Source organism: Sulfoacidibacillus ferrooxidans (assembly GCF_022606465.1).
GTDB classification, from domain to species: domain Bacteria; phylum Bacillota; class Bacilli; order Alicyclobacillales; family SLC66; genus Sulfoacidibacillus; species Sulfoacidibacillus ferrooxidans.
Genome location: NZ_JALBUF010000001.1, coordinates 471,640 through 493,666, shown reverse-complemented (window position 1 = coordinate 493,666; position 22,027 = coordinate 471,640). Strand labels below are relative to the sequence as shown.

The window sequence follows — 22,027 nt, the reverse complement described above, 5'->3', positions numbered from 1 at the left end:
CAAAAGGATCCACTTCCTCCACGCTAGGTGGATTTATTCTAGCATACATTGATCAAAGTAGGGTGCGTGTAGACGGTGTTTGCGCAGTCTTTTAAAACTGTGATATACTTTATCAAGTATATTCATGTGGAGGTGAGTGTGATGTTGACAACAGCGAAGATCGTTTTAGTGATCATTAGCGTTTTGATTGTCACAGTGGTCCTCCTCCAATCAGGGCGAAGTGCAGGACTCGGTGCGATTACAGGTGGCGGTAATGAAGTAGGTGCATCTCGCCGCAATCGCGGAACGGATCCTATGCTCGGTCGTGTTACGATGGTGATGGCTTTTTTGTTTTTTGTTGATTTAATTTGGATTGCTTGGATGGTTTCGCACTAACTTGTGATGGATGATGCTTTTATTTGGAGATAAGCTAGAAGGAAAAGGTGTCGCGGATGAGGCGACACCTTTTCTCATATTTAATAGAATACATGTTTCTTGTGCATTCTTGTACAGATGGAGGCATGTGAAGATGATTATAAAAGGGTCTGTACTTGAACCGGTGGGTGTTGATCCTGACAAAAGGGCAACTGATCTGCTTCATACTGAGAGCGGATGACTTGTCCGGCGTGTATATAGCGATAGGGAGGAATTTCCACATCGCTTACAATGGCGCCCTGTTCGATGATGACTCCTGTGCGTACACAAGCATGTGTGATGATCGTGTCAGGGCCGATGTAAACGTCTTGCTCGATTAAGGCGGGGCTCATCACTCGCGTACCGCGATCGAGAATCGAACGCTCACCAATATAGATGGCATAGCGTTCATGACCTATGCGGACAGGGTTTTTGCTTTCTGGTTCCACGCTCCCTTCTGGCAAAGCTGCAAGTGTTACTAGGTGTTGTAAGCGGCACCCTGCTCGAATGCCAATGTGCTGATCTCCTTTTCCATAAAGCAAGACCGTCGATTCAAGAAAAGCGTCCTTGTCGATGTGTGCCTGTACGCAAGAGCTGTCATGCGGCGCAGGTGTAGCTACAGTACTCTGTAAGGTGGCTTCTTTCGGTTGAGTCAGGGCTTGATTGTCCATACTGTGAACAGTGTGTATTTCTCGCGAGATCAATTCGCTGATATAGCTCTTAATGATAGGTGCTGTGAGAGCTCCAGTGAGAAATGCGACAGAAAAATGGGCGAATGTATGGCGCATCATGTTCCTCCAAAGCTTCGACATTGTAGATGTGTCATCTACAGGTAAGTTGTGATACTTTGGGGAATTTCATCCGCAATACATAGGAAAGGAGGAAACGTATGCAAACGCGTGAACGCAATCGTGAAGCGTACTCTCATCATGGTGGACCAACAGGCGTGTTATTAATCCATGGTTTTACAGGGTCACCAGGAGAAATGCGTCCGTTTGCAGAATATTTGGCGGGGCTAGGTTATAGTGTAGAGGTTCCTATCTTATCTGGACATTGCACATCGGTGCATGAGATGAATGACACCACATATTCGGATTGGGTGCAATCAGCCTATGATGCGTACAATGTGCTTGCGATTCGCACGGAGCGTGTGATTGTAGTTGGACATTCAATGGGGGGGCTTATCGCCTTTTACCTTGCCAATCGCTATCATATTGCGGGGATTATCAGTATGTGCACGCCTATGTATTTGGCCAGTATGGGTGCCCGATTTGTTCCGCTTATTAGTTGGATATATCCAGTACATAAGTCTTCGCGTCCTCGCAATGACGATATTTTGCAGTATCTTGGTGGCTATAGTGAAGTTCCTTTGCGCGCGGTGCGAAGTTTGAATCGGTTGATCCGCTTTGTACGGGACGAATTACATGAGATTCATATTCCTGTGCTCGTTCAGCAAGCGCGCAAAGATCTTACGGTGAAACCGGAGAGCGCCACGTATATATATGAACATATTGACAGTGAAGTCAAACAGATTAAATGGTATGAGCGATCGGGGCACATGCTTCCAGTGGATACGGATCGCAAAGAAGTATGGGCAGACGCGGTAGCGTTTATTCGTCAGATTGAGGAGGCCTAGCTAAACGTGGAGGGACAGCAGCAAGTTGTAGATTTTATGCGTGAACAAGTGTACCGCCCGCTATTATTTGATGAGTTGCGCGTGGCGTTATCTGTGGACGCCACACCGGAGGCTATTGCATGGTTTCGGTCGTTATTGGCCGAATTGGAGATGGAAGGTGTGATCGTTCGGACGCGTACGGATCGGTACGGTGTGCCTGAGCGGATGGATCTTGTCGTCGGACATCTACGGGCAAATGTCCGGGGATTTGGATTTGTTATTCCACTGGATCGGACGCTACCTGATTTTTATATCGCAGCGGGTGATTTGGGGGAGGCGATGGATGGCGACCGTGTCCTGGTGCGCAAAATGAAGCCAGTACCAGGTGGGAAGCGCGAAGGTGAGATCATCCGGGTGGTAAAGCGTGCCCACAAAACGGTTGTCGGTGTGTTGTCTACCTTTCGCACCTACGGGTTTCTAAAGCCTGATGATCGACGGTTGACCCAAGATATTTTTATCCCGGGAGACCAGCTTGATGGGGCGGCAGATGGGCAAAAAGTGGTGGCCGAGATTACCGCGTACCCAGGTGTCCATCAAAGTGCAACAGCTAAAGTCGTTGAGATTTTAGGTTTCCCCAATGATCCGGGCGTCGATATTATGTCAGTGGTCAGGAAGTATGGTCTAGCTGAGTCCTTTCCTGCCGATGTGCTACTAGCTGCGGAAGCGGTACCGCATGTAGTCAGTGCAGATGAGATAGCACGGAGACGCGATCTGCGTTCTGAAATGATCGTCACAATTGATGGTCCTGATGCGAAGGATCTAGATGATGCGGTGCACTTGCGCGTGTTAGACAATGGCAACTATATACTCGGAGTTCATATTGCAGATGTGTCGTATTATGTTCGCGAAGGTTCAGCGCTAGATCGGGAGGCATATCGTCGAGGAACGAGTGTATATTTAGTCGATCGTGTGATACCGATGTTACCACCGCGTCTTTCAAATGGCATTTGTTCATTGAATCCCAAAGTCGATCGTCTCACTTTGACGTGTGAGATGGAATGGTCGCCAGATTATCATTTGGTGCGCCACGATATTTACGCTTCTGTCATTCGTACCACAGAGCGTATGACGTATGATGAGGTGCGAGACATTGTCACAGGTGAAGATGAACAGGTAGCGAAGCGTTATGCAGAGGTTGCACCTATGTTCCATAGGATGGCGAAGTTTGCTATGGGGCTACGCGAAAGACGTATGAAGCGTGGAGCAGTGGATTTTGGGTTTTCTGAGACGAAGATCAAAGTCGATGAGGCGGGTCATCCGCTCGCGCTGATAAAACGTGAGAGAAGTATTGCAGAAATGATCATTGAGGAGTTTATGCTCGCTGCCAATGAGACGATTGCTGAACACTTTTTCTGGATGGATATACCCTTTATTTATCGTGTGCATGAGGCACCCGAGATGGAAAAGATGACGGCACTCAATGAGTTTGTTCATAATTTTGGATTTCATTTAAAAGCAGTCGGCAATATTCATCCACGTGCATTACAGGATTTGCTTGAGAGTGTGCGCGGACGCAAAGAGGAAACAGTGATTAGCCATGTGATGCTAAGACAGATGAAGCAAGCGCGCTATGCTGCACAAAGCATGGGGCATTTTGGGCTTGCAGCTGAGCACTATACTCATTTCACGAGTCCAATTCGTCGCTATCCAGATCTTATGATTCATCGGATTTTACGTGAGGTGATCATAGAAGGTGGATTGTCGGAAGAGCGCACAGCTCGATTGCAAGCCATGATGCCAGAAGTGGCTGATCAGACATCGCGTTGCGAGCGGACGGCAGTCGACGCGGAGCGAGAGACAGATTTGCTCAAAAAGATTGAGTATATGCAAGACAAAGTAGGCGAAGAGTTTGAGGGCATGATTTCAGGTGTGACAGGGTTTGGACTCTTTGTCCAACTGGATAACTCAGTAGAAGGACTCATTCATATTAGCTACTTAGATGATGATTATTATCATTATCAGGAAAAACTGCACGCATTAATTGGAGAGCGTTTGCACCGAGTGTATCGGATTGGCGATCGCTTGCGGATTCGCGTAATGAAGGCGAGTAAGGAAAATTTGACGATTGATTTTGTGTTAGTCGAAAAACTGCAGGAAGATGATCCTATAGCGCTTGGTGAGGAAATTCATTCTCATGATGCTACTTTACAACGACCACGCAAGCGTGGAGAAGTCAGCTCTGAGCGTCCGAGTTTTGGGAAGTTTACTCGAGATCATAAGAAAAAGGAAACACCCTCGGCTGGAAAGTATGGCAAGTCAGAAACTGCGAATCGTGATGGTGTACGGCGCGATACAAAAAGTGATGGGGCTCGCTCGACATTTGGCAAGCGGCAAGAGGAGAGTGCCGCAAAGCGTACAAAGTCTACTCCGCGTGGTAGTTTACTACCAGCTAAGGGTGGATATAGAGGAGAAGGAGGCGGGCAAGGTATGGAGCGAAAACACGATACGGGTCATATTGCATCAACAGGTGCTTCTACAAAAGACGGAACTCGAGATCAGGAAGAGCGTAAAAAGGCCGCTATGAAAAAAAGAAAGGATCGTCAACTACTTCAGGATATTAGTCATACGTATGGTGTTCAGGTGAAGGAAAAGGGTGAAAAAAAACCGTTACCGCGAACAGATAAGAGACGATAGTTTCAAACGGTCAATCGATGATGCAGCATAGGATGTCACGTCTTTTAAGCTGGGAGAGTGGGAGATATGCAAAGTCACCGTGTACTTGCGATCGGAGAGGCGCTTATCGACTTGATTGCCACAGAAGAGACGGAGTCTGTAGCACAGGCACGTACTTTTTCTCGGCAAGCAGGTGGTGCTCCGGCCAATGTTGCAGTTGCAGTTGCCAAACTTGGAGGTCAGTCGGAGTATTTGGGGGCTCTTGGGAGCGATCCGTTTGGAGACTTTCTAATGGATACGCTTACTGCCTACGGAGTACATACGGAACACGTGATGCGGGTTGTGCAGGCGACTAGTCTAGCTTTTGTCGGACGTTCACACGGTGAGTCCCAGTATTATTTTGTGCGAAGCCCTGGTGCGGATACGCAATTGGATGTGGCCCACGTTGCATCTGTACCAATCACTGCAGAGATGATTGTCCATGTTGGATCTAATTCACTTGCTGTGGGTCCGCTGCGAGAAGCTGTGCAGTCACTTTTGAAACGGGCAAAGACGGTAGAAGCATTGATTAGTTTTGATGTGAATTTGCGCAAAGCGTTCTGGTCTGATGATGTAGACCACTCGCCATTTGTCAAACCATACTTCCGCTTGTCGATGTGCTAAAGGTCAATCGCGACGAGTTGCTGTGGCTGATGCCTGCTGAAGATGAACACACTGCGATCATGGAGTTAGCGAGTAGCACTCCGGCTGTGATCGTAAGTACACTTGGGTCGCACGGGGTTCTTTTGTATCGGCAAGGATGGGAGCAACCGCTAGAAGTGGCTAGTCGCACTGTGCCAGTTGTAGATACGACAGGCGCGGGTGATGCCTTTATGGGTGCACTTCTTTATGGATTGGCAAAGGAAGGCATTTCACACGCGGGATTGTTGGCTATGGATGGTGCGCAGTGGTTCAACTTATGTGCATTTGCGACAGCTGCAGCTGCCTTGACTGTGGGCAAGATTGGCGCAATGTCAGCGTTACCTAATCTGCAAGAGGTCAATCAACTCCTACTAATCGTGAGATAGGGAGATGGTATGTGCACGTGCTACCTGTATGAAAACCGCATCAACAGGTAGTTACTCTGTCGATGCGGTGTAGAGCGCGGGAGCTTGGCTAATACATTGTGTCCTCTGTATAGACGCGATACAAGCTAAGCGCGTGGTCCAGCTTGTAAGATGGACGATGGGATATTGGAAAATTTCCGGAAGTTCTTATGGAAACGCGTGGCTAATGCTTGTGCGGCTAGATGGTACTCTTCTGATTTTTTCCATGTGCGCTCTGGTTGCAAGACCTCACTTGGTACACCTGCTATTTCTGTTGGAATGGCAAGGCCGAAGTAAGGTTCGATCATGCATTCTACATGATCGAGTGCACCTGCAACTGCAGCTTGCACCATTTTGCGGGTATATTCCAGTTTCATTCGTGTACCAACGCCGTAAGGGCCACCGCTCCATCCGGTATTGACAAGAAATACAGACGTGTGATGCTCATCAATCTTTTTGCCTAACATACTTGCGTACTCCATCGGATGTAGTGGGAGAAAAGGTGCGCCAAAACAGGATGAAAATGTAGCTTCTGGTTCTGTGACGCCTCGTTCGGTTCCTGCTAACTTGCTTGTATAGCCCGATAGGAAATGGTACATTGCTTGCTCTTTTGTTAAACGTGAGATCGGTGGTAACACACCGGATGCATCGGCGGTCAAAAAGACAATGACTGATGGATGCCCAGCAAAGCTTGGCATGAGTGCATTAGGAATGTAGTCAATCGGATAGGCTGCACGAGTATTTTCCGTCAAAACAGCTGATGAATAGTCAGCGCTGCGCGTGTGCTCATCTACGTCAACATTTTCAAGCACAGTTCCAAAACGGATGGCATTCCAAATCTGCGGTTCGGCCTCTGCTGTCAAGTTTATGCATTTTGCATAACAACCGCCCTCAAAGTTAAAGACACCATCAACTCCCCAACCATGCTCATCATCGCCAATGAGTTGACGGTGTGGATCGGCAGATAGTGTGGTTTTGCCTGTGCCAGAGAGTCCAAAAAAGAGAGCCACATGGTCGCTGTTTTGCGCTTTATTAGCTGAACAGTGCATGGGTAGAATATCTTTTTGCGGCAAAAGAAAATTTAATATCGTGAAGATCGATTTTTTAATCTCACCTGCATACTCAGTCCCACCGATTAGAACGGTTCGATGTTTAAAGGAAACGATGATAAAAGTATCGGAATGGGTTTGATCTTTGACTGGATCAGCTTTCACGGATGGCAGATCGATCAATGTGAACGCTGGCGTGTGCATGGCGAGTTCTTCTTGGCTGGGTTTAATAAATAATTGGCGAGAAAATAAGCTATGCCAAGCGTACTCTGTCACGACGCGAATAGGAAGTTGTGCATCTTCAGAAGCACCAGCAAAACCGTCAAAAACGAACGTCTCATGTTGGCTAATATAATCGAGTGATTGATCATATAGACTAAGGAAAACGGATTCATCAATCTGTGCGTTCACAGGTCCCCAGTGAATCGTCGATTCTGTCTGTTCGTCGAGAACAAAAAACTTATCTTTGGGTGACCGTCCTGTAAATTTCCCAGTGGTTGCGCGAAATGCTCCAGTGTCAGTCAAGATTCCTTCTTGGCGTGCGAGTGCGACCTCCACCAATTGTGCAGTAGACAGGTTATAATAAGTATGAGATGTGCGGAGCGTAGATTCTAGTCGATTATTGAGTAGTGAATCGATCAAGGGTGTAGCCTCCTGTCCCATGATGCAGTATGGGTATGTTGTCACTGTAGCTTAACACAATAGAAGCTACGTGTTGTTACGTGATATCTTATGTCCTAGACACTTATTATGTTATATGCAAGCAGCCATTTAAGCAACACATTTTTGCTAAATTCGATAATGTGACATACTAATTGGGCAATTTGATCAACGGATCTCGTAGTTCAAAACTTGATCATGATAAATATCCACTTTTTAGTATCAGCTTGAGGCAGAGAACTACGTATGGATTTCTTTGCTAAGGATTGCTCGTCGTTGTAGAATAAAGGTGATTTGACAGTGTGATTTTATTGTCAGCACGATGTTGAATCTTTATCCTTTAAATGTAGGATCATGTAGGATGAAGGCGGGTGATCGTTTTGGCAAATCATGAGGCGCGACGAACATCGTCCCAGGAACAACAGGGTCGAAGTGTAAAGACTGTAGCGCAAAATAAGAAGGCCACACATGACTATTTTATTGAAGAAACATTTGAGGCAGGTATGGTTTTGACAGGGACGGAGATTAAGTCCATTCGTCTAGGGAGAGCAAATTTAAAGGATAGCTACGCGCGTGTGGAGCATGGAGAAGTATTTCTTCATAATCTGCACATTAGTCCATATGAAGCGGGGAATCGTTTTAATCACGAACCACTACGCACGCGTAAGTTGCTATTAAATAAGTCAGAGATTCGCAAACTCATTGGAGCTTCACGTGAGTCAGGATATGCGCTCGTTCCACTTCGCATGTATTTGCGTGGAGGATTTTGTAAAATCGAGATTGCTTTAGCGCGTGGCAAAAAGAATTATGACAAGCGTGAATCTATTGCCAAACGCGACGCCTCACGCGAGATCGAACGAGCTTTTCGCGATCGCCAGCGCGCATAAAGTGCTATGGATGTGGCATGCATATTATTGAAGTGATCGGTAGAGTTACACAAGGAACAGTTGGCAACAATTATCCTTAGTAGCCATATTGAGTTACTTTTATCTGTATGTATTATGTGATATGATACACTATACGTCAGTAACCTGACGTCTCTCATGGGGGCGTTCTGGATTCGACGGGGATTGTTCGGGCATGATCGGCGGGCCGTGGGGCTGCGCCCACGTAAAAAACGCGAACTTAAATACAAACGCAAAAACACAACGTAACAACTTCAGAAGCAGTAACCTCGCTTTAGCTGCCTAATAAGCAGTAAGCGACGTCTTTACGCCTTTCTCCCATGATTGCGTAAAGGCGCTACCTTAGTGGGATAGCTGGAGCAGGTGCCTGTGGGCTCTTAGCGAACTACATTGCAGGCTAGCCACCTGATGAGCGCGTCGTTGCGCGCATCAAGCGGCGAACCTTAAATCAGCGACTACGCCCGTAGATGTGATTGTAGCGAGGTCTTCGGACAGGGGTTCGATTCCCCTCGCCTCCACCATGCAAAACCACGACCGACCTGTCGTGGCAGGAACCCAGTCTCCTTGTAGAGGCTGGGTTTTTTGATGTTGTTGATCCATTTGCGGGTTAGGATGTTATGTATCGAGTCCCGTTTTCATGTTAAAGTGCGCCATTTCGGTGACGTCTGAAATTCCTCCTATTTCCCTCATTGACTTGATGATTACTATGGAAGCGTTGGCTTTGCAACTGTTGAGCTTACTTCGGCTATAACTTAAATTTTAAAACTAGGTTTCCGATTTGAGGTTACGTCTTCTACTTTTTTAAGCATTGTTTGAAAAATGGTTCACCACTTCCAACAATCATGGCGACATGATTGTTGGAGGCACAGATGCAAACACAGTAAAGCGTAAGTCACAGACTATTGTTGCTGAAAAAAAGGAAATTGGTTCGTTACTGCAACAAACAGAATAGCCAGTTCAAGTGATGTAACATGTAGTGAATGCTAGGTAATAGACGAAGCTGACTCCATAGAACGAATGGGCGCTTGGTCTCAGCCCCGCTCAGTCGGTGTTTTGGCGTTGGAGGGTAAAGCAGGTTCGACGAACTCATATCAAGACTAGAGCGGTGTCAAAGAAGAGTGTGGACTATGAGCTATATATTGGATGTAAACACTAAATACTGATCATTACGAGATGGATGAAACTATGTTATGTTAACAAAGTTGTTATTAGTTTTTTGCTAGTATGCAATTACTTATTCATCAACAAACAGGAGGTAATCAACTGAATGAGGCGTGGACTTGCATTATTAACGGCAACAGCAATGCTTGGCAATTCATTCTCTGTTGCTTTCGCAGCTACGCTACCGAGCGCCGTTCATGCGTCTACGCAGTATGTATGGACAGTCAAGCGAGGGGATACACTACGAAAAATCGCACTAAGCACAGGTGTTTCGATTGCCGAGCTTGAGAAGTATAACGCTATTTCGAATCCTAACATGTTGCAGATTGGACAGGTTATAGACCTCTCTCGGATGTGGACGGTAACTGCCGGCGAAACGCTATTTAAAATCGCAGCAATGACAAAAGTACCTTTGTATGCAATTGAACAGGCGAATGGATTGACGAAATCATCTGAGTTAGCAGTCGGAGAAACTCTGGTCATTCCATCAACGTCGATTACGAAAGTAACGAGGTATGCTAAGAGTGGGATAGACTCACCTGCGAATCAGTGGGTGGTCGCATCGGGTGACACGCTGTGGAAAATTTCCCAGGCGACTGGCGAATCGATACAAGCCATTGAACAGGCCAATAATTTGAGCAACCCGTCTGACTTGACCATCGGTCAAGTGCTGACCATAACTTCGGGAACGGATACAACGGTTTCGCCAGCTACAACGGCTCCGGCAGCAATATCGGCACCTGCCAATCAGTGGGTGGTCGCATCGGGTGACACGCTGTGGAAAATTTCCCAGGCGACTGGTGAATCGATACAAGCCATCGAACAGGCCAATCCTTCAGTTACCGCCTCTAACTTAATGGTTGGTGAAGTATTGACGATTCCGTCGGCAGTCGTGACACCGACGGTGCCTATCATTTATACGTGGGTAACCAGTATGTCTTCAATGAACGATGCTATGGCGCACAGTAGCATTAATGACTTCAGTAATGATAATTATTCATTTGATGCGAGCGGTAACGTCACCGATACAACGCCCGGGGGGACGAACACCGTTGACCGCTTAATTCAATACAGCAAAGCAAACAACATGAATGTGTTCGCTACAGTCACTAACTGGAGTTCCAACTATAGTCAAAGCAGTGCATTGGCAAGTTCAGTACTCAATTCTTCCGTATTGCGTACAACGTTGGAGAATAACCTGGTCAATATTGCGACAACCGACGACTACGCAGGCATCGATCTCGATATCGAGCAGGTTAGCCCAAGCGATCAGGCAGTGTTTACAGACTTCGTCGATGAATTGGCGGCAAAGCTACATGCCGATGGCAAAAAGCTATCGGTCACTATCCCAGGTGACGCTGGTGAGTCCTACTACAGTGGATATAATCTCAGAGCCATTGGCCAAGTTGCCGACCTTGTCCCAGTCATGACCTATGATTATAATTGGGCAGGAAGTAGTGCTGGAGCAGTTGCCCCTTTGCAATGGGATAGTCAAGTTATGAACTATGTAACGTCGCAGATACCGGCTAACAAAGTGCTACTCGGAATTGGCGCTTATGGATACGATTGGAACTCTAATGACAATACTATGGCGCAAATGGTAACTTTGAACCAGGTAGACAACTTGATTCAAACGGACAACCTCATTCCGCAATGGGATAGTACTGATTCCGTGCCATATTTGCAATTCACCGATGCAAATGGCGTGTCGCACACTATATATTACGAAAATCAAACTAGTCTTCAGGACAAGATAGCACTGGTTAAACAGTATGGACTCGGTGGCATTGCATTTTGGCAGGCGGGCCAGGAAAACTCTGCATTTTGGAACGCTGTTAACTAAACCATAGATTCATCCGTCAAGGCCGGAAAGCGAGCTTTGACGGATTTTTTCGTTGTCTCATTTACTCTAAACTTCTACCGACCGAACCGACTGCTTGTCTTAAGGCAGCGGGCCCGCCGCGATTTCTACATAGACAACTGAACGCGCCAATCAAACTGCCGTGCATTCACGATCGATGACAAATGCAGTGCCTGTCATGAAAGAACTGAAATCGCAAAGTATGAAAAGCGTCATTAGAGCCATTTCTTGTTCGCTTCCCTCGCGTTTGAGCAATGCGCCCTCGATCACCGCTCATCTTCTTGCAAGTGTGGCATCTTGCAGGAAGCCGTGTCGACTGTATCAAGTGTCATAGCATTGCAACGAATGCCTGGATCTTTGTGCAGCGCGATACTACGCACGAATCCAAGAAGAAGAAACCTTCATACGCAACACGGAGTCAATCGGCACTGTGAACAATTGCCTCGCCTCCATTCTGCAACGACTGACCTGTCGTGGCAGGATCCGAGTCTTCTTGCGGGGTATGGGATCCTGATGTCAGTGTGTCGAGACCCTGTTGGGACGCTCGGCGGATATCGCTTGAGAGGGATTTTTCAGTCCGTTATAGTAAACGGGCCGTTTACCGACGTAGGGGTAGCGTTACCGGGCGGCATAATATGCTGGACACCTGGCTAAAATAGGCGCTGTTATGCGTGTAACCAATGTGGATCCTTTCTCGTCTATATTGTTATAGTAATCTTTGTAACAGGAGGGACGTATCATGAAGAACTCAATTTTCATCGCTTCATTAGTCATTGGCGTAGGGATCACCCTTACTGGATGCGATCACTCATTTGCGGCTGGCGGAGATGCACAGCAAGCACAATCGCCCGTCGTGAAGCACGCAGCAACACCCCAGTCATCTGTTCCAGCGTGGTTCATGCGTGATGTTCAACTCACTGCACGGGCTAACCCAACCGTAGGGACAAACTATATTTTGAACTATGGAGAAACGAATGTTACCGTTAATCCACAAATGGATCAGGTATGGTACGGTGCCCTGAGTAATCACGGCAAAAATAATGCCTTCGGTTATTCGTGGATGGGAGTGAATCAACAAGTAAAAAGTGCTGTCCAGACATTTCCGTTGTCTATAAATGTGTTGGAGCAAACTAAACAAGGCGGAATGACCGTAGGTCTTTTGGTGCCAGCGAAGTGCATTGGCATTGGGAACGGTGACTATGTGGCCTTCACCAACGGTCAAGCCGTTATTGCCACAAACAAATCAGGGACAGTTTACTACAGCGTGTATCCAGTAAAAGGTGTGACAATTCCGTCGGCATATCATTGGAATGTATCTGCCGCTACTAGCGGATACGGTAAACACGACTCGGGGATAAGCGAAAAGACGTATCCATCGATCACAGCTGCAACAAATGCAATAATGTTGCTTCAAGATTATAGTTCTGGTCAGTTTGTCCCATCAGGTTCAGATAGTAATCTTGGAATGGGAATTAAGGCGAAACACTCGACCAGCGGTGGGTTGAATATGTATGGTTGGCAGGAAGGGCGTTGGTCAATTATTACGCAGTTTTGGGCTAACACTCCAGATGCATTGAGCGTCACCAAAAACATGGCCATCTATCTGCACATAAATTCTCTTCCTGTTCTGCACAATAAAGGATTCATCGTAGCTGGGCAATCGATAACTTCAAAAGGCGCGGATGATCTGGCTACCACTATTGCATGGCAGGTGGGTACACGCGTTTATGAACTAAAGGAGACAGGCAATCCAGTGACCGTTTTGAAAACTGTGTTCACGAAGTAAACGAAAAGTGTACCAATAAGTCAGTAGACGTTCCTGAGGACACATGAAGAAGAGATGCCCCTTGGTGATAGGCTCTGATTGTGGGCACAACTGATTGTGGACACAAATCTTTTAATGGCGCATTGCCGTAGGGACATCCTTTAGCTGAAATGGTTTGGAGTTTATTGAACCGTGAATTGTCTAGTTGGACGTTTGGATAAGTAATGTATTCACGTTCAATTGGATGTCGAATGTAAAATAATTGAAAAAATTACTTTTATCTTTTCACTTGAGATGCTATCATAAAATGTGTCTTTTACTCAAAAGCAATGTCCTTCGTGACATTTTTATACGGGCTGAATCTTTGCGGTGAGTATTGCAGAGAACGGGGGAACCACTATTTGGGGTGAATTGATGTGATCGTGCCCACGATGCATCATAGGCAAAAACTTTGCCGAACCCGACAGCTAACCTCGTAGGCGAATAGTAGAAATGTCATCATACTTCCTTACTTCCCATGATGACTCCTGTTGGTTATTTGTTTGTATCATTCAAGGCATGGCCATGGTGTTTTGGACTATCTGTTGGCAGTTATAGAAGATAGCCTCGCTTTGGCTTGGGCTCTTATTCAATAGGTCGATCGCAATTGAAATGGTTTGGACTTGCAAGTTGATGTTGATCGATCTTGCAAGTCTATGCACGCAATAAGCATACTCAGCACAAAATGGTAGTCCTAGCTGGAGGTTTCTCACAAACATCATATGCAAGATAAGATGATGGGGAATCATGCACAATGATCCACTCATGGATCTGATTTGACGCATAGGAGATGAAATGAATGAGTAAGTTCATTTTCAGCAAACGGATTAATGAGCACTATAAAGTAAAAAAGGACGTAAACGGTATCTTAACACTGTATCATTCGCCAAAATACCTCTTCTACTATGTAACAAAAGATGATTTTCATCATATCAGACTTAAAACTTATCGAGAAATTGCTTCGAGTGATCAATATAGCGATGTAAAAACAATCATGGAATCGAGTATAGTCACGGATTATTCACGAGATGGATTTGAGGTTGAACAAAGAGAAGTATTCATAAGAGATATCATGCGATTTACCATTCGGTGGTTTGGAAATGCATATAATTGGTACTGTAATCGATTGTCCAAGCCTATTGATCATATCTGCAAGAATAGAGTGTTTGTTGGGAGTATGGATTGGAAAAGATTCAAAGATCACTATCAATCGTAATTTGTGGTTCCTATGCCAACAAATCGACTACAGTATAAAGGTTACCTTCTAATCGCTATCTATGTCCAATGAAAAAACTGATTGTGATCACGCTCAATGTATGTAATTATGGCAAAGGAACTAAGAGTCAGTTATGTTCGTTAGTATTTTGGAAAATGGCATGTGGATACTCATATCAGCATATGGCATTACCGATTGAAGAGAGGAATGAGTGGCATGCTTGGACGCACACATATGGCTATCGGAGCGCTTGGAGCAACGGTCATCACGCCACTATTGATTTCCTTGCCGTGGGAGCCGGTCTTTGCGATGAGGACGGTCAATCTTGTACCAGAGGCGCTCGTGGTAGTAGGAGCGGTCTTAGGTTCGCTCGTACCGGATCTGGATGAGTCGCATTCGCTGTTAGCAAGGAAAGCAGAGATGGTCGGACGGATTGCCTTTCTTCTCATTGCGTTATATGTACTCCTTGCAGGCCATGTGCCACTGACTCTATTTAGCATAGTAGGTTATGCGTTGCTTACGTTTACTTTGTTCTCGCGAGCAAATGTAATGCGAAAAATCGCACTTGGAGCTGTGGGGTTGTTCGCTATGTATGGTGTGGTCACTCATGTGATGCCCTTAGTGGCTGGACTAGCCTTCTTTGCTTGGAGTATGGGGGCTATCTTTACGAGTCATCGGATGTTCACGCATAGCGTGCTTGGAATTGGGTTGTTTTCAATGGGCATGATGATAAGCTTACACGGGTTGTGGGCAGTGTGTGCGGAGGCTGCGATGGCAGGATATGCGCTGCATTTGATTGCCGATGGAATTGCGGGTGGTGTACCTCTGTTGTGGCCGCTTCCTGCACGGCAAGGCATACGGCTTGTGAAGACGGGAAGTGCGGCCGATCATGCGATTGGGTTGGTTGCACTAGTTGGATTTTTATGGTTCACGGTGAAGTGATGTAGATGGCCCCTTACCTGATCCGATACTTGAACTTGGATTGGTACATAAAGAGTAGATCTATCGGTGTTGTGTAAACCGTGTGGGTTTTTGTGTGCAAGTCATTTTAACATGATCTTTGTTTCACGATCATTGGACAAAAATTCAAACCAACGCTGGCGAAACCTGACTTGAGGTGCGTCTGCAGGGACATGCGCTTCCATTCGGAGGGCTTCAGGGATCGGGCGTGGGTGCTGACTTTCCACGATATTCTTGTCTTCTGATAAGACTTTTAGGCTATAACGCGAGAAAATGGCACTTAGTCCTGGGATAAATCGTGCAAAGGTGCGTCCTGCGTAACCAAAGATGATCGTTTCTTGGCGATCTACCGGCGTGAACGTCACATAGTTAATGAACTGGCTATGGGACGTTGTTGCTGGCCGCAAAATCCACTGTTGAGGAAATTGATAATAAAGCAAACCGCCTCCATTTTTTATTATAATTGTGTCGCGGTCAGGTACCTCGAATTGCATGTGAATGATCTCTTTGGGGACGCGTTTGCCAATTGTTTGCTTGTGCACAAATGCTAAATGAGCAACATCAAGCACGCTTTCTACGACGCGCGTAAGATGTGCCTGCCAATGCTGATCGTATGCAGCCAATGTAAAATGGGGATCCTCAAGTTCGGGAAATAGGATGAGTTCTGGTATTTCCTGATCTGATTTGAAAGGTGTAGGATACAGCCAGATCAGTCCAGCACGTTCTTGCACGGAATAGGCGGTTACACGTGCAAATTCAGGGATAGGACGATCAGGATGCGCAGGGATCGAAATACATCCTCCGTCTGCACTAAATGTCCACCCATGATAGACACATGTGAGCCCTCGCTCAGTACAGTGGCCGAGCGATAGGTCTGCACCGCGATGTGAACAATAAGCGTTCAGCGCACGAACGTGATTTTTACCATCTCGATATATCACTATATCTTGTCCAAGTATTTTGCGTTTTAGCGGTTTATCTTTCAGTTCACGTGACCACGCTATCGCATACCAGGCAACTGGAAACACAGTTTCATCACTGGGTAAACGCTCGTCGGTAGGAAGACCTACGAAGTTTTGGTGCGATGCGATGTTCATGCGTGATCACTCCATGAGTATATATTTTTACGAATTACATTCATTATAGCAAAGGTGTGTTGGTTTGTGATTTTTATTCCTTGTGTCCATGATGGTATGGGATGATTAGTGCGCGGCGTATTGGATTGTAAGCTTTGTACTTATCTGGTGTATCCTTTACTGCCAGTTGGTAATTTCCTAATGTTGATATCATACGTTTTGCGGAAATGGCAGAAGTCAGAGTTGCTGCTGTACAGAAGGTTGCAACTTGTTGACTATCTGAAGATCAGCTCTCTTTGGACATAATAGCGTAATGATTACTATTTACAATTAGTAATCATTACGCTATTATGTCGTTGAAAGGGGTGGTACAGAAGTGCAAGCAGAGCGTATACCAGTTACTGTGTTGAGTGGATATCTTGGAGCAGGAAAGACAACAGTTCTTAACCACGTACTACATAATCGCCTTGGATTGCGAGTTGCAGTTATTGTCAATGACATGAGTGAAGTTAACATCGATGCAGCTATGGTCAAGCGAGAAGGGACGTTGTCGCGCACGGAAGAGCGCTTGGTAGAAATGACTAATGGATGTATTTGTTGCACGCTACGAGAAGATCTTTTGCGTGAAGTGATGTCACTAGTAGAAGCTCAATCATTTGATTACATTTTAATTGAATCTTCCGGTATTAGTGAGCCTGTTCCTGTTGCACAGACATTTGTTTATGTAGATGAAGAGGAGGGAATTGATCTTTCTGCGGTTTGTCGCCTTGATTGTATGGTAACGGTCGTCGATGCGAGTCGTTTTTTTACTGATTATGCATGCGGAGAAACGCTACTGGATCGCAAGCAGGCAATTGGTGAGGATGACACACGTGAGGTAGTGGATTTGCTAATTGATCAAATTGAATTCTGTGACGTTCTGGTACTCAATAAGTGCGATTGTGTATCTGAAGAACAATTGCAGATATTAGAACGTATTCTTTCCTCTCTACAGCCGGGCGCAAAATTCATTCGCACATCTTATGGGGTAGTGGATCCTCGTGAAATCTTGGATACGAAGCGTTTTGACTTTGACATGGCCTCGCAATCTGCAGGTTGGATCAGAGAACTGCAATTGGATCGACATGTCCCTGAAACAGAAGAGTATGGAATTGATTCGTTCGTATATAGGAGACAATCTCCTCTTCATCCCGGAAGATTTGCTGCTTTTATGGAAACCTGGCCAGATACAGTGATCCGTACCAAAGGAATGATCTGGTTAGCTACGAGAAATGATGTTGCGTTCTCTTTTAGCCAAGCAGGGCCTTCTATTCAAATGGGCCCTATGGGTTATTTTGCTGCTTCTTTGTCAGAGGAAGAGCAGATAGAGATCAAGACCGCAGATCCAGAATGGGTTTCTACGTGGCACGATGAATTCGGGGACAGAATGAACGAATTAGTGTTCATCGGGATCGATATGAATCGAAATGATATTGAGCGGCACATGGATGCATGTCTATTGACTATGGAGGAACTAGCAACTGATTGGGATCTTTTTGATGATCCATTACCGAAATGGATCATGGAAGAGCCGGTTGATACAGTTGATACGATGATGAATGGAGGAATGTGATTCATGAAAGCAGTTGAGCGCATGGAAACCATTGCAGTGGCTAATACAACTTTGCATCACTATCACGAACAGCGCATGCAATCGATCTCTTAGAGAACATGGTCTTATCTATTCTCTTTGCGTTACAATAGAAGAGAATGATGATAGGGGAGGGATCACGTTGGAGATACGCACGCTCGGGAATTCAGGATTAAAAGTGTCTGAATTGTGCCTTGGTACGATGACTTTTGGCAATCAGGCTGATGAGCAAACGGCACATGCTATTTTAGATCAAGCACTAGATGCAGGTGTTTTTTTCATCGACACGGCTGACGTCTATCCGCTTGGTTCCACTTATGAAATGCTCGGTCAAACAGAGAACATCATTGGCAATTGGTTAGAAGGCAAGCGAGACAGAGTTGTACTTGCTACGAAATGTCACGGAGAGATGGGCCCTGGTCCAAACGATAAAGGATTGAGCCGTAAACACATCATGTCTGCTGTGGATGATAGCTTACGTCGCTTGAAAACAGACTACATAGACTTGTATCAAGCGCACTCTTTTGATGCAACCACACCACTTGAAGAGACGCTACGCGCGTTTGAAAGCCTCGTACAAGAAGGCAAGGTACGCTATATCGGAGTCTCTAACTGGCGTGCGTGGCAAGTGATGAAAGCACTTGGCCTAGCAGAACAAAAAAATCTCGTGCGCATCCAGTCGGTCCAACCGCGCTACAATTTATTATTTCGGATGATTGAAGATGAACTGGTACCCGCGTGTGTGGAGGAAGGTATAGGAATGATCTCTTACAATCCCTTAGCAGGGGGCATGCTTACGGGACGGTATCAACCAGGGCAAGGTGTAGAAGTGGGTTCGCGTTTTTCACTTGGAGGATTGTCGCGGGCAGGTGACCTGTATCAAACTCGCTACTGGCAAGCGGCAACATTTGATGCCGTGGAGCAATATCGCGCTTGGTGTAATGAACGCAACTACAATATGGTCACTACAGCCGTACGTTGGGTGACACAGCAGCGTGGTATTACGTCAGCGATTCTTGGAGCGAGCCGTCCAGAGCAACTCGATGCTAGTCTGGCGGCGGCACAAGCCCCACTGTTGACACAAGAAGAGTTGGCAGATCTCAATGGACTATGGTACTCATTGCCACGGCGCAATGAACAACGATAACTGAGGAGGTGAGTGCTGTGTTGGCATTAGTGGTGACAGCTTTTGGTGGGACGGATGTATTGCAAGTCGTGGAGCAACCGATCCCAGAACCGAGTGAGGGTCAGATTCGCATTCGCGTAAAGGCGGCAAGTGTTAATTTTTCTGATGTGATGGCGCGACAAGGTCGGTATCACAATGCATCACAACCGCCATTTGTACCAGGACTAGACGTAGCTGGCACAGTCGATGCTGTGGGGGCGGGCGTTACGACATTTGTCCCGGGACAGCGCGTGGTGGCGTTTCCAAGTGGTGGGTCCTATAGTGAATACACACTAGCAGACGTAGCGCTCACCTATGCCATTCCAGAAACCATCACTTTCGATACAGCAGCTGCCATGCTCACAGTATCGGTGACCTCGTATGAATTGCTCACAAAGGTAACGCATTTGCTGCCTGGGGAGCGCGTACTTGTTCATGCTGCAGCGGGTGGTATTGGTACAGTTGCGCTGCAATTGGCGAAACATCTAGGTGCGGGACTTGTTATTGGAACTGTAGGGCGTGATGAAAAAATGGCGGTTGCAAAGGCACATGGTGCAGACGTAGTCATTAATTATAGCCATGGATCTTTTGCTGATGCTGTCATGGCTGCCACAGATAGTCATGGTGTGGACGTGATCCTAGACTCAGTCGCTGGGGATGCCTTTAGCGATAATCTGCGTTGTCTCGCGAATTTTGGACGCATTGCAGCATTTGGTAGCGCTTCAGGGAAACCTGGTTATGTAGCAACTACGGAGTTGCATGGCAGTTGCCGATCCGTTCTTGGATACAGCATGGGCACCACGCGTCGTTTGCGTAAAGAGAGCTTACGCGCATCAGTTGAAGCAGTGCTAACACTTGCTGCAAATGACCAGTTGATGATTCCGATTAGTGCCAAATTTCCATTTGAAGAAGGTGCTAAAGCGCATAAATTTCTGGAGAGTCGAACAAGTACCGGTAAAATCCTACTGACGATGGATAGAGTCTAATAAAAGGTGAACCGCCGTATGCGGACCCGCATGTACGGTGGTGTGAGAGGTCGGGGGCTAGCCGCCCCCTCCTACTCGATTTGTGTATGGGCGTGTATAATGAGCGTTCTCATTTTTCAATCCAGGGTATTATTTCCCATAATTCTTTTTCTATCTGGTTTCCCATACCGAGCTTACATAGGTATTTTGCTGTAAGTACAATCAGGATCGTCGAATCCTTCTGTTCATCATGTAGGTGAGTAAACTAGATGCGAGCGGTTTGATACAGTATATCAAGCACTTTTGCATGAGCTAATGATTGTTCCATCAAGTGTTTTGGCACATAGTTTGTTTTCACACAGTGACAAAAGAACTCAAGCTCCTTTGTATATTGGTTGATGGTAGAGACTGCTTCCACGCGCGTATGAGAATCGGTCTGAATGATTAACTCAGCCTTCCCTTTGTCCGGACGAAAGGGATGTGTAATCGCAATAGAGCCCAAAGATCCGATGATGTCAACGTGTTGCCGATCCATGGCTTCAAATGAACAATCAAAATGGGCTTGTCTACCTCCAGAGAAATGCAAGATGCCAGACAACGTAAGATCAATACCGTGTTTTTCATCAAAATGAGCCAGTGCCGTCACTTGAAAAGGTTCATCCTGCATGAGCATACGGCTGACATGTACACAGTACGTTCCAACGTCGTACAAAGCGCCTCCACCATAACTGCGATTCATACGAATGTCTTGGTCGTTGTTTAAGGGAAAACTAAACGATGAGGAGATGATTCGAACTTCACCAATTTCTCCTTTTTCGATGATGTCGCGCACACGTTCCCACTGTGGGTGAAATGGATACATAAAGGCCTCCATCATCAGAGTTCCCTGTGCAGTTGCCGCGTCACGCATTTCTTTAACTTCTTGTGCATGTAGTGCAAGGGGCTTTTCACACAGCACATGTTTTCCGTATTTCGCAGCGAGTATAGCAAAGCGAGCATGTTCATGATTAGGTAGTGGAATATAAACCGCATCGATCTGCGGATCAGCAAGAAGAGCTTCATAGTTGTCGTAAGCCGTAGGTATTGCATTGCGGGTAGCAAAAGCAGATGCACGGGTAGCATCTCTACTAGCTACAGCCGTGATTTCTGAATCGATAACGTCCCGAATGGCAGGAATAAATTGCGACTCTGCAATTCTGGCTGTGCCAAGAATGCCCCAATGAACGACATGCATATAGGTAAGACTCCTCTAATTCTGTATTGGTGATTCTCGGTTATCCTCGGTTATCAGAAGACATGAATCATGATACGATATAAACGTAAGCAAGGGAAAGAGTGTAATGAGTTCTGTTCATTTTAGATGCGTAGGGATACTCGGTGATGAACTTGTTTTTTCTCATGTTACGATACAGTAGAGTGGTTATGGTCAAGTCCATCCCTTGGTATGGAAGTCATCGCTACTCAATAGGCCAAGTGCCTGACTACAATGGACAGATTGTAGAGGCTATTGCATAATACATGGTTTTTTGGAGATGTTGATAAGCATCACGCAAATGACGGAGGTGCTACATGGATATACAACGCGCGCAAGAAATTGCCGCCTCACCAGTAATGGCCGATGTTACTATGGGTCAAACACAGATTTATATTCAACATGTCAATGAGCAAAGTGAGACGTGTCGGATCTATCCGCTGGATCAACCAGAAAACGAACAGGACGTTCCTGTGAGTAGCTTAGAAGAGCATGTGTGATAGGAACGATTGTGTACCTACCATACGATGACGAGGGAAAAGTTACGACCACTTGAT

Annotated in this window: 18 protein-coding genes, 1 other RNA gene and 1 riboswitch; of the genes, 15 read left to right on the top strand and 4 right to left on the bottom strand. The window is 46.1% G+C overall.

Translation table 11 applies throughout. The features are described 5' to 3' along the window. The first annotated feature begins 141 nt into the window (after positions 1-141). Positions 142-375: a preprotein translocase subunit SecG gene (gene secG / locus MM817_RS02480; RefSeq protein ID WP_241711851.1), complete on the top strand. Its 234-nt coding sequence runs from the start codon at positions 142-144 to the stop codon at positions 373-375. Between the two features lie 137 nt (positions 376-512). Here the strand turns inward: secG and MM817_RS02475 are convergent, their stop codons facing one another. Then, positions 513-1,181 (bottom strand): LbetaH domain-containing protein, encoded by a 669-nt coding sequence (locus MM817_RS02475; RefSeq protein ID WP_241711850.1) that lies wholly within the window; start codon positions 1,179-1,181, stop codon positions 513-515. 101 nt (positions 1,182-1,282) lie between these two features. Between MM817_RS02475 and MM817_RS02470 the strand changes: the two genes are divergently transcribed. The 4 genes from MM817_RS02470 to MM817_RS16810 all read left to right on the top strand — a co-directional run bounded on the left by MM817_RS02470 (position 1,283) and on the right by MM817_RS16810 (position 5,748). Then, a complete protein-coding gene (locus MM817_RS02470; protein ID WP_241711849.1) occupies positions 1,283-2,029 on the top strand; it encodes an alpha/beta hydrolase in 747 nt (248 codons plus the stop codon). Between the two features lie 6 nt (positions 2,030-2,035). Then, entirely contained in the window at positions 2,036-4,702 is a 2,667-nt protein-coding gene (gene rnr / locus MM817_RS02465) for a ribonuclease R (RefSeq protein WP_241711848.1), read from the top strand. 66 nt (positions 4,703-4,768) lie between these two features. After that, positions 4,769-5,344: a PfkB family carbohydrate kinase gene (locus MM817_RS16815; RefSeq protein WP_272879600.1), complete on the top strand. Its 576-nt coding sequence runs from the start codon at positions 4,769-4,771 to the stop codon at positions 5,342-5,344. Continuing rightward, positions 5,338-5,748, top strand: a complete 411-nt coding sequence (locus tag MM817_RS16810; protein ID WP_336605143.1) for a carbohydrate kinase family protein — start codon at positions 5,338-5,340, stop codon at positions 5,746-5,748. Before MM817_RS16815 ends, MM817_RS16810 begins: the two co-directional genes overlap by 7 nt. A 125-nt stretch (positions 5,749-5,873) precedes the next feature. Here the strand turns inward: MM817_RS16810 and pckA are convergent, their stop codons facing one another. Continuing rightward, the gene (gene pckA / locus MM817_RS02455; protein WP_419723365.1) at positions 5,874-7,454 is read right to left on the bottom strand and encodes a phosphoenolpyruvate carboxykinase (ATP); all 1,581 of its coding nucleotides are present in this window, start codon (positions 7,452-7,454) and stop codon (positions 5,874-5,876) included. A gap of 401 nt (positions 7,455-7,855) precedes the next feature. On the opposite strand from pckA, the gene smpB reads away from it, so the two are divergent. From smpB to MM817_RS02425, 6 genes are all read left to right on the top strand, one after another. Continuing rightward, positions 7,856-8,362 carry an SsrA-binding protein SmpB gene (gene smpB / locus MM817_RS02450; protein ID WP_241711846.1) on the top strand — a complete coding sequence of 169 codons (507 nt, stop codon included), beginning with the start codon at positions 7,856-7,858 and terminating at the stop codon, positions 8,360-8,362. Positions 8,363-8,520: 158 nt separating this feature from the next. After that, positions 8,521-8,901: a transfer-messenger RNA gene (gene ssrA / locus MM817_RS02445) on the top strand. 746 nt (positions 8,902-9,647) lie between these two features. Further along, a complete protein-coding gene (locus MM817_RS02440) occupies positions 9,648-11,384 on the top strand; it encodes a LysM peptidoglycan-binding domain-containing protein (protein ID WP_241711845.1) in 1,737 nt (578 codons plus the stop codon). A gap of 757 nt (positions 11,385-12,141) precedes the next feature. After that, complete coding sequence (locus MM817_RS02435) at positions 12,142-13,188, top strand: hypothetical protein (protein WP_241711844.1); 1,047 nt, start codon at positions 12,142-12,144, stop codon at positions 13,186-13,188. Between the two features lie 323 nt (positions 13,189-13,511). Continuing rightward, positions 13,512-13,664: riboswitch (cyclic di-AMP (ydaO/yuaA leader) on the top strand. Positions 13,665-14,005: 341 nt separating this feature from the next. After that, positions 14,006-14,422: a hypothetical protein gene (locus MM817_RS02430; protein WP_241711843.1), complete on the top strand. Its 417-nt coding sequence runs from the start codon at positions 14,006-14,008 to the stop codon at positions 14,420-14,422. Between the two features lie 216 nt (positions 14,423-14,638). Beyond that, entirely contained in the window at positions 14,639-15,364 is a 726-nt protein-coding gene (locus MM817_RS02425) for a metal-dependent hydrolase (protein WP_241711842.1), read from the top strand. Positions 15,365-15,465: 101 nt separating this feature from the next. Here the strand turns inward: MM817_RS02425 and MM817_RS02420 are convergent, their stop codons facing one another. Further along, complete coding sequence (locus MM817_RS02420) at positions 15,466-16,479, bottom strand: aromatic ring-hydroxylating oxygenase subunit alpha (protein ID WP_241711841.1); 1,014 nt, start codon at positions 16,477-16,479, stop codon at positions 15,466-15,468. Positions 16,480-16,834: 355 nt separating this feature from the next. Here MM817_RS02420 and MM817_RS02415 point away from each other — a divergent pair, with 355 nt between their 5' ends. The 3 genes from MM817_RS02415 to MM817_RS02405 all read left to right on the top strand — a co-directional run bounded on the left by MM817_RS02415 (position 16,835) and on the right by MM817_RS02405 (position 20,239). Further along, the gene (locus MM817_RS02415; protein WP_241711840.1) at positions 16,835-18,070 is read left to right on the top strand and encodes a GTP-binding protein; all 1,236 of its coding nucleotides are present in this window, start codon (positions 16,835-16,837) and stop codon (positions 18,068-18,070) included. 160 nt (positions 18,071-18,230) lie between these two features. Then, entirely contained in the window at positions 18,231-19,235 is a 1,005-nt protein-coding gene (locus MM817_RS02410) for an aldo/keto reductase (protein WP_241711839.1), read from the top strand. A 17-nt stretch (positions 19,236-19,252) separates the two neighbouring features. Beyond that, entirely contained in the window at positions 19,253-20,239 is a 987-nt protein-coding gene (locus MM817_RS02405; RefSeq protein ID WP_241711838.1) for a quinone oxidoreductase family protein, read from the top strand. Positions 20,240-20,483: 244 nt separating this feature from the next. Here MM817_RS02405 and MM817_RS02400 read toward each other — a convergent pair whose 3' ends face one another. After that, a complete protein-coding gene (locus MM817_RS02400; RefSeq protein WP_241711837.1) occupies positions 20,484-21,452 on the bottom strand; it encodes a Gfo/Idh/MocA family protein in 969 nt (322 codons plus the stop codon). Between the two features lie 335 nt (positions 21,453-21,787). Here MM817_RS02400 and MM817_RS02395 point away from each other — a divergent pair, with 335 nt between their 5' ends. Continuing rightward, positions 21,788-21,970, top strand: coding sequence for a small acid-soluble spore protein H (locus MM817_RS02395; RefSeq protein ID WP_241711836.1), 183 nt, complete (start codon positions 21,788-21,790; stop codon positions 21,968-21,970). Positions 21,971-22,027: the final 57 nt, after the last annotated feature.

Bases quoted from the DNA above. Each gene is read 5' to 3' on its own strand.
- MM817_RS02430 (WP_241711843.1), top strand. From the start codon at position 14,006: ATGAGTAAGTTCATTTTCAGCAAACGGATTAATGAGCACTATAAAGTA.
- MM817_RS02435 (WP_241711844.1), top strand. From the start codon at position 12,142: ATGAAGAACTCAATTTTCATCGCTTCATTAGTCATTGGCGTAGGGATC.
- secG (WP_241711851.1), top strand. From the start codon at position 142: ATGTTGACAACAGCGAAGATCGTTTTAGTGATCATTAGCGTTTTGATT.
- MM817_RS02420 (WP_241711841.1), bottom strand. From the start codon at position 16,479: ATGAACATCGCATCGCACCAAAACTTCGTAGGTCTTCCTACCGACGAG.
- MM817_RS02440 (WP_241711845.1), top strand. From the start codon at position 9,648: ATGAGGCGTGGACTTGCATTATTAACGGCAACAGCAATGCTTGGCAAT.
- MM817_RS02475 (WP_241711850.1), bottom strand. From the start codon at position 1,181: ATGCGCCATACATTCGCCCATTTTTCTGTCGCATTTCTCACTGGAGCT.
- MM817_RS02470 (WP_241711849.1), top strand. From the start codon at position 1,283: ATGCAAACGCGTGAACGCAATCGTGAAGCGTACTCTCATCATGGTGGA.
- MM817_RS16815 (WP_272879600.1), top strand. From the start codon at position 4,769: ATGCAAAGTCACCGTGTACTTGCGATCGGAGAGGCGCTTATCGACTTG.
- MM817_RS02395 (WP_241711836.1), top strand. From the start codon at position 21,788: ATGGATATACAACGCGCGCAAGAAATTGCCGCCTCACCAGTAATGGCC.
- MM817_RS02400 (WP_241711837.1), bottom strand. From the start codon at position 21,452: ATGCATGTCGTTCATTGGGGCATTCTTGGCACAGCCAGAATTGCAGAG.
- MM817_RS02425 (WP_241711842.1), top strand. From the start codon at position 14,639: ATGCTTGGACGCACACATATGGCTATCGGAGCGCTTGGAGCAACGGTC.